9 protein-coding genes are annotated in these 12,317 nt (G+C 70.8%); 4 read left to right on the top strand and 5 right to left on the bottom strand.

Features of this window, described 5'->3' with window-relative positions; all coding sequences use genetic code 11:
* From GY24_RS08290 to GY24_RS08275, 3 genes are all read right to left on the bottom strand, one after another.
* Positions 1–486: bifunctional transcriptional activator/DNA repair enzyme AdaA (locus GY24_RS08290; protein ID WP_233279272.1), on the bottom strand; the 486-nt coding region annotated here is incomplete at its 3' end.
* Positions 487–2,051: 1,565 nt separating this feature from the next.
* On the bottom strand, positions 2,052–2,711 hold the full coding sequence (locus tag GY24_RS08280; RefSeq protein WP_104475203.1) for a hypothetical protein: 660 nt from the start codon (positions 2,709–2,711) through the stop codon (positions 2,052–2,054).
* 44 nt (positions 2,712–2,755) lie between these two features.
* Complete coding sequence (locus tag GY24_RS08275) at positions 2,756–4,237, bottom strand: RNB domain-containing ribonuclease (RefSeq protein WP_104475202.1); 1,482 nt, start codon at positions 4,235–4,237, stop codon at positions 2,756–2,758.
* A gap of 59 nt (positions 4,238–4,296) precedes the next feature.
* Between GY24_RS08275 and GY24_RS08270 the strand changes: the two genes are divergently transcribed.
* Positions 4,297–6,072, top strand: coding sequence for a proline--tRNA ligase (locus GY24_RS08270; protein ID WP_104475201.1), 1,776 nt, complete (start codon positions 4,297–4,299; stop codon positions 6,070–6,072).
* Between the two features lie 58 nt (positions 6,073–6,130).
* On the opposite strand, the gene GY24_RS08265 is transcribed toward GY24_RS08270, so the two are convergent.
* Complete coding sequence (locus tag GY24_RS08265; RefSeq protein WP_104475200.1) at positions 6,131–7,624, bottom strand: SDR family oxidoreductase; 1,494 nt, start codon at positions 7,622–7,624, stop codon at positions 6,131–6,133.
* A 96-nt stretch (positions 7,625–7,720) separates the two neighbouring features.
* Here GY24_RS08265 and GY24_RS08260 point away from each other — a divergent pair, with 96 nt between their 5' ends.
* Complete coding sequence (locus GY24_RS08260; protein WP_104475199.1) at positions 7,721–8,935, top strand: ferrochelatase; 1,215 nt, start codon at positions 7,721–7,723, stop codon at positions 8,933–8,935.
* A gap of 14 nt (positions 8,936–8,949) precedes the next feature.
* On the opposite strand, the gene GY24_RS08255 is transcribed toward GY24_RS08260, so the two are convergent.
* Positions 8,950–9,507: a TetR/AcrR family transcriptional regulator gene (locus tag GY24_RS08255; protein WP_233279271.1), complete on the bottom strand. Its 558-nt coding sequence runs from the start codon at positions 9,505–9,507 to the stop codon at positions 8,950–8,952.
* Between the two features lie 153 nt (positions 9,508–9,660).
* Between GY24_RS08255 and GY24_RS08250 the strand changes: the two genes are divergently transcribed.
* Together GY24_RS08250 and GY24_RS08245 are read left to right on the top strand one after the other, a co-directional pair.
* Positions 9,661–11,169, top strand: coding sequence for an MFS transporter (locus GY24_RS08250; RefSeq protein WP_233279270.1), 1,509 nt, complete (start codon positions 9,661–9,663; stop codon positions 11,167–11,169).
* A gap of 87 nt (positions 11,170–11,256) precedes the next feature.
* The gene (locus GY24_RS08245; RefSeq protein ID WP_104475197.1) at positions 11,257–12,315 is read left to right on the top strand and encodes a 3-isopropylmalate dehydrogenase; all 1,059 of its coding nucleotides are present in this window, start codon (positions 11,257–11,259) and stop codon (positions 12,313–12,315) included.
* Positions 12,316–12,317 lie beyond the last annotated feature (2 nt).

Here is a 12,317-nt window from a genome sequence, read left to right as displayed (position 1 = left end):
GGCCGCCACCGTCTCGTTGAACTGCCGGATGCTGCCGAAGCCGGCTGCGAACGCGATGTCGGTGAGCGGCAGCTGCGTGTTCACGAGCAGCTCGCGGGCCGTCTGCGCGCGCTGCGCCCTGGCCAGGGCGAGCGGGCCGGCGCCGAGCTCCTGCTGCAGCACCCGGCCGAGGTGGCGCGGCGTGTAGCCGAGCCGGGCGGCGAGGCCGGGCACCCCGCTCCGCTCCACCTCTCCGTCCGCGATCAGGCGCATGGCGCGGGCGGCGAGGTCGTCGCGCACATTCCACTCCGGGGAGCCGGGCACGGCATCCGGCAGGCACCGCTTGCAGGCGCGCAAGCCGGCCTCGTGGGCAGCGGCGGCCGTCAGGTAGAAGGAGACGTTCACGGCCTTCGGCGTCGTCGCCGGGCAGCTCGGCCGGCAGTAGATGCCGGTGGAGTGCACGCCGGTGATGAACTGACCGTCGAAGCGGGCGTCCCGCGCGCTCATGGCGCGGTAGCGCTCGGCGAAGAGCGCCGTCTCCCGCGTTGTCTCCCGCGTTGTCTCCCGCGCCGTCTCTCGCAGTGCCGCCGCCTGTGTCATGCCTCTAGCGTGACACGTTTCGCGCCTCCCGGTTAGCGGGATTCGGACATTGCCGTGCGAGCGGTGCGGGCCGAGTAGTCGCCGAGCACGACAGCGACAACCTCGAGGAAGAGGGGTCGGCGATGCGAGCGCCCACGCCGCACGCGCAGATGAACAGCAGCGGAGAACAGTGCCTTGCCACGGAGGCCGTCCGGGGCCTCCGGAAGCAGCACCGACCCCCGGACGAGGCCGAGCAGCCGGGCGGCGAGAAGCGAGACTCCCACCGTCTCGCCCGCGCTGGACAACGTGCGCTGGACAACGTGCGCACGGCGGCGGACGATGGAATTCAGGTGACGTGAGCAATGCCGGTCCCTTGTCGTGCGGGCATTCTCGGGACGCCGATGGGTTGCGTCCAGCGGTCGCCGCTGACCAGCCTGACTGAGAGGGCGTGCACTCATGGGCTTTCGTCGCAGGTACATCGTGGTGAGCTTGTGCAGCCTGTGTGTTCTGACGGGCTGTTCCTCAGGCAGTTCGGGTGACGCGAACCCGGTGGGCGAGGGAGGCCCCACGACGGAGGCGTCACCGCACAGCCCGGTCGTGTCGGCGACTGGAGACTCGACGCTGTCCGGTCATCTTCTGTTCTCGCGCTTCGACGAGGCTTCCCACACATTCCTCAGCACCCACACCTCTCGGCCAGACGGCAGCAAGGAGACGACGATTCCCATGCAGGGCAGTGAGGGTGGCGGCCGATGGTCGAGGTCCGGCGACGATATCGCCGTCACGATCGTGCTGCCGGATGGCCGGATCGGGAGCGCGATACTCGCCCCCGATGGCACCGTCGAGCGGATCCTCGACATCCCCGACCCCAGCCTGAACATGGCGTGCACGGTGTGGTCGCCCGACGACGCGCGGCTGGCTTGCGAGGGGTGGGACGACGCGGACGCCTCGAGGAACGGCCTTTACACCGTCAATTCGTCGGATGGCGGAGGGCTGGTTCGTCTGACCAGCACGCCAGCGGGCCTGTCTGATCTGGTGGGCGACTACTCGCCCGATGGCGCCGAGTTCGTGTTCAAGCGCACCACGGAAGAGAACCCCGGACCCTTGCTGGTGGTGCCGACCGCTGGCGGTGATGCGACGCCCTTCTCGGATCTCGATGTCGAAGACCCCGGTCGCTACTCTCCCGACGGGATGACCATCTTGACGTCGGCAGGCGGGCGCATCGTCATGCTGGACTCCGCCGGGAAAGAGGGTGCGAGCATCGAGCAGGATGGCACATTCCTCTTCGGTCCGGTGTGGTCGCCCGATGGCAGTCACGTCGCATATTCCGGCACCAGCTCCGGTTTCACGGCAGACATCTACACACGTCCCGGTCTGACGGGACGGATCGTCGTCAGATCACATCGTCGCCAGACAACGAGATCCGCGTCGAGTGGGGCAGCAAATAAGGGGTTGCCAGCAGTGGGCGCGGCCCGAAAGCCGGCTGGTCGTCGGCGTCACGATTCGGGCATCACCGTGTGCGTCGGTCGGGCCGAGCGATCGCCGAGCACGATCGCGACAACACCGAGGAAGACGGGGCCGACGGCGCGGAGGAGCGCGTCCAGCGAGCTGAGCATCAGCGCGATCGTCTGCGCGTCCGGATTGGGGCCGCGCCCGGCGCCGATGTTCACGAGGATGAGCTGGCTGAGCAGCCACACGGCGGCGAGAGCCGCGAGCACCCAGCCCGGGGCCCAACTCCACGGCCGCGGCACGACACCGGCCCGGGCGATCTGGATGACGGCGATGGCGGCCACCACGAACTGGACGAAGGAGTCGACGAGGCGCAGCTCCATCCACAGCCCGGCGAGGTCGTTGCCCGTGCCGAGGGTGCGCCAGAACACCTGGGAGGCAACCAGCAACACCGCGAACGCCGCCAGGGCAGCCGTGCCGAGCGGTCGCCGCGCCGTGACGCTGCCTGTGCCGCCGAGGCCGAAGGCGAAGATCAGCAGCGCGAGGGCGTGTGCGGCCGTGCTGATCGGACCGACGGCCTCGCCCGGCAGCAGCACGGGCCACCAGGCGAGACTAAACAGCGTGGCGGCGATGAGCAACGACCCGCCGATCGTCCAGGCACGGCGCACATCGGTGGCGGGTCGAACGCTGCTCTGCGTCTCGGTCATGGCCAGAGCCTAGCGAGCCGCCGCCCGCAGGTCGAGGAGCGGCGTCACACCGCTTCGAAGGCCACGCTGCCCGTGGCGATGTCCGCCGAGCGCAGCACGACGGTGATGACCGAGCCGGGCGACGGATGCCGCGGCGCCGCGCACTCCGCCGTCACGACGGGTTCGGTCAGCTGGATGCGGGCGCGCTCGCCGCGGAGCGAGAGCACCGTCGCCGGGAAGCGCTCTCCGACGCTGCCGCGGAGCATGGCCGCCTCCACCCGGTTCAGCGAGGCGGCGTCCAGCTCGGCGGCGAGCCGAGCGCTGGCTCCCATGATGGCCGGCAGCTGCGCGAGCGACTCCCTGGCCCAGTCCGGCACCGGCTCGCCGGCCGAGAGCGCGGCGCAGATGACGAGGCTCCACCGGTCGACGAGGCGGCGGAGCGGCGCCGTCGCGTGCGCATAGGGCGCTGCGATCGCCGCCTGCACCGGGTCTGCCGGGGCCGGCATCCCGCGTTCGACGTCGAATGGCAGGTAGCCGGCACCGCGGAACAGGCTGGTCGCGGCCTGCAACACGGCCAGCGCGGCCGGGTTCTCCCGTGCCAGGCCCCGCAGGTAGTCGCCGTAGTGCTGCCCCGCCGGCCAGGGCAGCCCGAGCGCGGCGGTCTGCCGCCGGAAGTCCGCGAAATCCTCCTCGCCCGGCGCCGGCATGGTGCGCAGGATGCCGACCCCGCCCTGCACCATGATGTTGGCCGCGGCCATGCCCGTCATCAGCGAGAGCTGCGCGTTCCACTCCTCGACCGGCAGCGGCCGGCGCCGTTCCACCCGGTACCCGTCCGGGCCGAGCACGATCTCCTCGTCCGGAGAATTCAGGCTGGCGCCGCCGCGCAGCCGCTCCAGCTCGAGGCGGGCGCGGCCGACACCCGGAAGCAGCGCCAGCGATTCCGGCGCGGTGCCGGCGTCGATGGCGGCCTGCGCCTCCGCGTAGCTCAGCCGGGCGCGGGAGCGCACGAGCGCCCGCCCCACGCTCACGCGCTGCACCTCGCCGTGCCCGTCGAGCGTGAAGTCCCAGACGAAGGCGGTGCGGGTTGCATCCGGCAGCAGCGATCCGGCGCCCTCGCTGATCGCCGGCGGGTGCAGGGGGATGCGGCCGTCGGCGGCGTAGAGCGTCTGGCCGCGGCGGCGCGCCTCCCGATCGACGGCGCCGCCGGGGGAGACGAGCGCGGGCAGGTCCGCGATCGCGTAGCGCACCCGCCAGCCGGCGTCGGCGTCGGGGGAGCGCCCGATGTGCAGCGCCTGGTCGAGGTCGGTCGTGCCCGGCGGGTCGATCGTGACGAACTCGACCGCGGTCAGGTCGAGAACCGCCGTCAGGTCGACAACACCCGGGGGAGCAAGCCGCAGTGCGGCGCTCGCCGCAGCCCGCTCCGCCTCGGCCGTGGCATCCGCGGGAAACGCGCCAGGCAGCTCGAGGGCGACCCGCAGCGCCGCCAGGGAGGAGGCGAGCTCCGTCTGGGCGGCGGATGCGGCAATGTGGGGGCGGCGGGCCGGCATGCGCCCAGCCTAGGGCTGTCGGGACACGCGCCCGGGGCCCGGGCGATAAAGTAGACGCTGTGATTACACGCCTCTCGAACTATTTCCTCCGAACCCTTCGCGAAGACCCCTCTGACGCAGAGGTCACCAGCCACCGCCTCCTCGTGCGGGCCGGCTACATTCGCCGACAGGCGCCAGGAGTGTTCGCGTGGCTGCCGCTGGGCCTGCGCGTCAAGGAGAAGATCGAGCGCATCATCCGCGAGGAGATGAACAACGCCGGGGCGCACGAGGTGCACTTCCCCGCGCTGCTGCCGCGCGAGCCGTTTGAGATCACCGGCCGCTGGGAGGAGTACGGCGACGGGCTGTTCCGCCTCAAGGACCGCAAGGGCTCCGACATGCTCCTCGCGCCCACCCACGAGGAGGCGTTCACGCTGCTCGTGAAGGACCTCTACAACTCCTACAAGGACCTGCCGCTCTCGCTGTACCAGATCCAGGACAAGTACCGCGACGAGGCACGCCCCCGTGCCGGCCTGCTGCGCGGCCGCGAGTTCACCATGAAGGACGCCTACTCCTTCGACTACACGGATGCCGGCCTCGACAAGAGCTACCAGGCTCAGCGCGACGCCTACGAGCGCATCTTCACCCGGCTCGGCCTCGAGTACGTCATCGTGAAGGCGGATGCCGGCGCGATGGGCGGCTCCAAGAGCGAGGAGTTCCTGCACCCGACCCCGATCGGCGAGGACACCTTCGTGCGCTCGGCCGGCGGCTACGCCGCCAACGTCGAGGCGTTCACGACGCTGGCCCCCGAGCCCCGCTCCTTCGAGGGACTGACCCCCGCAGAGGTGCTGCCGACGCCGGACACCGCCACCATTCAGACGCTGGTGGACAGCGCGAACGCGAACCACCCGCGCCCGGACGGCCGCCTGTGGACGGCCGCCGACACCCTGAAGAACGTCGTGCTGGCCCTCCGCTACCCGGACGGCACCCGCGAGCTCGTCGTCGTCGGCCTGCCCGGCGACCGCGAGGTCGACCAGAAGCGCGCGGAGGCGGCCTTCGCCCCGGCCGAGGTCGAGCCCGCCAACGAGGATGACTTCAAGGCCAACCCGGGCCTGGTCAAGGGGTACATCGGCCCGTGGTCGGCCGCCGGCCCCGTGCTCGGCGCGGACGAGGAGAATCCGAGCAGCACCGGCATCCGCTACCTGCTCGACCCCCGCGTCGTCAGCGGCAGCGGCTGGATCACCGGCGCCAACGAGCACGGCCACCACGTCTTCGGCCTCGTCGCCGGGCGCGACTTCACCGCCGACGGCACCGTCGAGGCCGCAGAGGTTCTCGCCGGCGACCCGGCACCGGACGGCTCCGGCCCGGTCGAGCTCGCCCGCGGCATGGAGATCGGCCACGTCTTCCAGCTCGGCCGCAAGTACGCGGAGGCCCTCGGCCTCAAGGTGCTCGACGAGAACGGCAAGCTCGTCACCGTCACGATGGGCTCCTACGGCATCGGCGTCACCCGCATCCTCGCGATCATCGCCGAGCTCAACAACGACGAGAACGGCCTGATCTGGCCGAAGACGGTCGCACCGTTCGACGTGCACGTCGTGGCCACAGGCCGCGACGCCGCCGTGTTCGAAGCGGCGGAGACCGTCGCCGCGGCGCTCGAGGCCGCCGGCAAGGACGTCCTCTTCGACGACCGGCCCAAGGTCTCGCCCGGCGTGAAGTTCGGCGACGCCGAGCTGATCGGCGTGCCGACCATCATCATCGCCGGCCGCGGCGTCGCCGAGGGCGTCGTCGAGATCTGGGACCGCCGCACGGGGGAGCGCACCCCCGTCGCCATCTCCGAGGTCGTCGAGGCGCTCGGCTAGTCCGACTCCGCATCATCCGAGCATGGCCGGGGGCTTCACGCCCCCGGCCATGCTCGTTTCAGGAGCGGTGTTCCGTGCGTCTGCGGGTGCGCGCCTCGGCCTCCAGCACGATTCGGTTGGCCATTCCGGAGAAGATCGCGCCGTGGAAGGGCACGAGGGCGTACCAGTACAGACGCCCGGCCAGGCCCTGCGGGAAGTAGACGGCCCGCTGCCGGTAGCGGCGGCGTCCGCCGTCATCCGCCGTCTCCAGCTCGAGCCAGCCCCGGCCCGGCATCCGCATCTCGGCGCGCAGGCGCAGCCGGCGGCCGCGCTCGATGTGCTCCACCCGCCAGAAGTCCAGGGCCTCGCCGGTCTGCAGCCGCGCCGTGTCGCGCCGCCCGCGGCTCAGGCCGACGCCGCCGACGAGCTTGTCCAGCCAGCCGCGCACCGCCCACGCCAGCGGGAAGGAGTACCAGCCGTTCTCGCCGCCGATGCCCTCGATCACCGACCAGAGGTCGTCGATGCCCGCGGACGTCTCCCGGCTCTTCTCATCAATGAACACGGTGTGGCCGGCCCAGTCCGGGTCGCTCGGCAGCGCGTCCGCCGGCGCGTCATCCAAGCTGGCCCCGTGCCAGGAGGTCTCCACCTCGCCCGCCCGCATCTTCGCCAGCGCGAGTCGCACCGCCTGCCGGTAGCCGGTGAGCCCGCCGGGCGGCGGCGGGATGAGCGCGTCGATGTCGTGCTCGCGCACGACGCAGTCGTACTGCAGCGACTCGATGATGGGCACGGCCAGGCGACGCGGGATCGGCGTCACCAGGTTCACCCACTGCGAGGCGAGCCACGGTGTGAACACGGGCAGGGCCGCGATCGGCCGCTGCGGCAGCCCGGCCTCCACCGCGTAGCCGTTCATCATCTGCCCGTAGCGCAGCACGTCCGGGCCGCCGATGTCGAACGTGCGGTTGATCGCGCCGGCGACCTCGACCGCGCCGAGCAGGTAGTGCAGCACGTCGCGCACGGCGATCGGCTGCACCTTGTTGCGCACCCAGCGCGGGGCCGGCATGTACGGCAGCACCTCGGTCAGGTGCCGGATCATCTCGAAGGAGGCCGAGCCGGAGCCGATCACGATGCCGGCCTGCAGCGCGATGGTCGGCACCCCGGATGCCAGGAACAGATCGCCGACGGCCTTGCGCGAGGCCAGGTGCCTCGACAACTCCGCGGAATCGGGGTGCAGCCCGCCGAGGTACACGATGCGTTGAACGCCGGCCGCCCGTGCCGCCCGTGCCACGTTGCCGGCCGTCTGCAACTCGGTCTGCTCGAACGAGCCGCTGGCCGAGAGGGAGTGCACCAGGTAGACGACGACGTCGATGCCCGCACAGGCCGCCGCGACGTCGGCGGGGCTCAGCAGATCGCCCTCCACCACCTCGACGTCCTCACGCCAGGGCACCTCGGCGAGCTTGCCCGCCGAGCGGGCGAGCACTCGCACCCGGTGGCCGTGCTCGAGGAGTCGGGGAACCAGTCGCCCGCCGATATACCCCGTCCCGCCCAACACCAGAACGCTGCGCTGCTCCTGCATGGCTGCCTCTCGCGGACGGACCTTTTCCGCCCACTCTCCATGTTACGTTATTTACTAGCCAAGCTAGATAATTCGTTGAGTGTGATGGAGACGCAAATGGAAAACAGTGAGCACACCCCTCCGGTGATCGGCGCGAGCGCAGCGGCAGCGGGCGGGGCGGAACATGTCGAGGCACCGGTGCGCTACGACGCGATCCTGCTGGCGGGCTTCGGCGGGCCGGAGGGCCAGGACGACGTCATCCCCTTCCTGCGCAACGTCACCAGAGGCCGCGGAATCCCGGAGGAACGACTGGAAGAAGTCGCGACGCACTACCGCCACTTCGGCGGCGTCAGCCCGATCAACGACCACAACCGCCAACTGAAGGCCGCACTCGAGGAAGAGCTCGACCGCCGCGGCATCGATCTGCCCGTGCTCTGGGGCAACCGTAACTGGACCCCCTATCTCGGCGAGGCCCTCGACGAGGCGAAGGAGCGCGGTTTCACCTCCTTGATCGCGATCGCCACCAGCGCCTACTCGTCCTACTCCAGCTGCCGCCAGTATCGCGAGGACCTCTGGGGCGCACTCGACGCCAGCGGAACCCACGGGGAGATCACCATCGACAAGGTGCGGCAGTTCTTCGACCACCCGGGGTTCGTCACGCCATTCATCGAGGGCGTCGACGAGGCGGTCGACACTCTCGAGGCCGAGCTCGGCACGGCCGGCCTCGGTGGGCGCGTCGAGGTGCTGTTCGCCACGCACTCGATCCCCACGGCGGATGCCGAGCGCTCCGGCCCGCGGGATCGCGACTACGGCCACGGCGGCGCCTACGCCGCCCAGCACAATGCCGTCGCGGAGGTCGTGATGCTCGCGGTCGAACAGCGCAGGGCCGAGCGCTCCGCGGGGGCGCCGTCCGCCCCGATCCCGTGGCAGCTCGTCTACCAGTCCCGCTCCGGCGCCCCCAGCACGCCGTGGCTGGAGCCGGACATCAACGACGCCATCGCCGACCTGCCATCGGCGGGGCGCCGCGCGGTGATCGTGGTGCCCCTCGGCTTCGTCAGCGACCACATGGAGGTCATGTGGGATCTCGACAACGAGGCGCGCGAGACGGCCGCTGAGAACGGCCTGCGCATGATCCGGGTGGCGACCCCGGGAACGCATCGCGCGTACGTCTCCGGGCTCGTCGACCTCGTGCTCGAGCGCCGAGACGGCGTCCCGGCGGCGGAGCGCCCGGCGATGACCGCGGTCGGCCCGTGGTTCGACGTCTGCCGGCCCGCCTGCTGCGAGAACGCGCGCCTCGGCTTCCGGCCGGCGCTCGCCGGCATCGCCCCGTAGGCGGACGCCGGGCGCTACTTCAGCAGCTTGGCGATCACCGCGAGCAGCCGGTCCATCTGTTGCGTCGACTCGGGAGAGTGCGGGTCGTGCGCCTCGGCGGGCATCGGGTTGGCCAGGGCCGAGTTGTAGTAGAGGCCGTCGCTGACCAGGAGGATCGCCTCGGCGACATCCGGGTCGCCGACGGCCTCCTCGATCACGGCGAGCCACTGTGCCCGCATCGCCGCAATCGCCTCGTTCGCGGACGGGTGGGTGCCCTGGGCCAGGCAGGCCGCGGCGATGATCGCCCGGTCCAGCGGGGTGCCCGCATTCACCGAGGTGCGGATCAGATAGTCGACGGGCCCCGCCGGCGCGTTCCTGATGTTCTCCACGTCGGTGGTGGCGAGTGCGGCCATCCGGGCGAGCTGGCCGTCGACCAGGGCGTCCTTGGAGCCGAAGTGGTAGAGCAGCCCGCCCTTGGAGACCCCGGCCCGGGCCGCGACGGCATCCAGGGTCGCCGCCTTCTCGCCCTGCTCGATCAGGAGCGCTTCGAAGGCGTCGAGCAGGCGGTCGCGGGTCGGGGAGGGGGTGGTCACCGCTCCAGCGTAGCGAGAGTCGTCGAGAGGCATGTTGTCACTATACCGGCTGGACGGTATAGTGTACGAGTCCTGAATGAACGACCGTGCGCGGATGCCGCGCGCTCACCGAAAGAGTTGATAGCTGTGACTTCGCCCACCGCCACACAATCTGTGCCCACTGCACTGCAGCCCGCGCGCAGCAGTCGTCGGCAATGGGTCGCGCTCGCCGTGCTCATGCTGCCGGTGCTCCTCGTCTCGATCGACAACACCGTGCTGAACTTCGCGCTGCCGGCCATCTCGGAGGCCCTTCAGCCGAGCGGCACCCAGCTGCTCTGGATGATTGACATCTACCCGCTGATGCTGGCCGGCCTGCTCGTCGCCATGGGCAGCCTCGGCGACCGGATCGGCCGCCGCAAACTGCTGCTGATCGGCTCGGCCGGCTTCGGCATCGTCTCGGTGCTGGCCGCATTCGCGCCGAGCATCGAGTACCTCATCGCCGCGCGCGCCCTGCTCGGCTTCTTCGGCGCCATGCTGATGCCCTCGACTCTCTCGCTGCTCCGCTCGGTCTTCACCGACCGCGAGCAGCGCCGGCTGGCGGTCGCCATCTGGGCCAGCGGGTTCGCGGCCGGCAGTGCGCTCGGCCCGATCGTCGGCGGCTTCCTGCTGGAGCACTTCCACTGGGGCTCCGTGTTCCTGATCGCCGTGCCGCTGCTGCTGCCGCTGCTGATCCTCGTGCCGCTGCTGGTGCCGGAGTCCCGCGACCCGCACCCGGGCAAGATCGACGTGCCCAGCATCCTGCTCTCGCTGTTCACCATGCTCCCCATCGTGCTCGGCATCAAGCGCGTCGCCGAGGGCGGCTTCGACCTGATCGGCGTCGCCGCCGTGCTCATCGGCCTCGCAGCCGGCATCCTGTTCGTGCGCAGGCAGAAGCGGCTCGAGACGCCCATGCTCGATCCAGAGCTGTTCCGCCACGGCGCGTTCAGCGGCGCGGTGCTGATCAACCTGTTCAGCGTCATCGCCCTCGTCGGCGGCCTGTTCTTCGTCTCCCAGCACCTGCAGCTCGTGCTCGGCCTCTCCCCGATGAACGCCGGCCTGATCCTCGTGCCCGGCCTCGTCGTGATGATCATCGCCGGCCTCGCCGTCGTGCCGATCGCCAAGCGGGTGCGCCCGTCGCGCCTGGTTCCCGCCGCGCTGCTCATCTCCGTCGGCGGCTACGCGGCCATCGCGCTGAGCGGCGGGCAGATCTCCGCGCTCGGCATCGCCATCACGTTCACCGCGCTGGGCCTCGGCATCGGCGCGGCGGAGACCGTCTCGAACGAGCTGATCCTCACGAGCGTCCCCGCCAACAAGGCCGGCGCGGCATCCGCCGTCTCGGAGACCGCCTACGAGCTGGGCGCCGTGCTCGGAACCGCCATCCTCGGCACCATCCTCACCGCCTCCTACCGGGCGGCCGTCGAACTGCCGCTCGGGCTCACCGCCGCGCAGCAAGCTGCGGCGGGGGAGACGCTGGGCGGCGCCGTCGCCGTCGCCGGGCAGCTGCCGGTCGACATCAGCCAGGCGCTGCTTGACTCGGCCCGCGCCGCCTTCGACAGCGGCGTCGGCCTGGCCGCGTGGATCGGCGCCGGGCTGGTGCTGGCCGCGGCCGTGATCGGCCTGGTCATGTTGCGCAAAGCGCGTTGACGACGGCGCAATCGGGGTGGGCCTCGGTACTACGCTGGGAACAGTCGTCGTGCCGCAAGGCCCACCTCGCCCTAGTCAAGGAGTGCAATGTCCCGTGTCGTGAAACTTGCTGTCATCCCCGGTGACGGGATTGGTCCAGAGGTCATCGCCGAGGCGCTCAAGGTTCTGGATGCCGCAACGGCCGGCAGCGACGTCACACTCGACACCACGCACTTCTCGCTCGGCGCCGCGCGGTTCCTGGAGACCGGCGACGTTCTGACGGACGCCGACCTCGAGCGCATCAAGGAGCACGACGCGATCCTGCTCGGCGCCGTCGGCGGCGTTCCCGGCGACCCGCGCCTGGCGAATGCCAACATCGAGCGCGGGCTGCTGCTGAAGCTGCGCTTCAGCCTCGACCACTACGTGAACCTCCGCCCGAGCGTGCTCTACCCCGGCGTGGCCAGCCCGCTGGCCGAGCCCGGCGCCGTCGATTTCGTCGTCGTGCGCGAGGGCACGGAGGGCCCGTACGTCGGCAACGGCGGCGCGATCCGCCAGGGCACCCCGCACGAGGTCGCCAACGAGGTCTCGGTCAACACCGCGTTCGGCGTCGAGCGCGTCGTGCGCCACGCCTTCGCCGTGGCATCCGCCCGCCCGCGCAAGAAGCTCACCCTCGTGCACAAGACCAACGTCCTGGTCTTCGCCGGCTCGCTCTGGCAGCGCACCGTCAACGCCGTCGCCGCCGAGTACCCCGACGTGGCCGTCGACTACCTGCACGTGGACGCCGCCACCATCTTCCTGGTCTCGAACCCTGCTAGATTTGACGTCATCGTCACAGACAATCTCTTCGGCGACATCCTCACCGATCTGGCTGCAGCTATCAGCGGCGGCATCGGCCTCGCTGCCTCGGGCAACATCAACCCGAGCGGCCAGTTCCCCAGCATGTTCGAACCGGTCCACGGATCGGCCCCGGACATCGCCGGCAAGCAACTGGCAGACCCCACCGCAGCGATCCTCTCCGTCGCGCTCCTCCTGGCCCACCTCGGCCTCGACGCGGCAGCCGAGAACGTCAACCGCGCGGTCGTCGCCGACATCGCAGCACGCACGGGCGAGGCCCGCGCCACCGCTGCCATCGGCGACGCTATCGTCAGCACCCTCTCCATCGACTAGGA

This window comes from Microterricola pindariensis, from assembly GCF_002936985.1.
GTDB lineage: Bacteria > Actinomycetota > Actinomycetes > Actinomycetales > Microbacteriaceae > Microterricola > Microterricola pindariensis.
The sequence above is the reverse complement of the archived record's forward strand: the minus strand, read 5'-3'. Positions and strand labels throughout refer to the sequence as shown.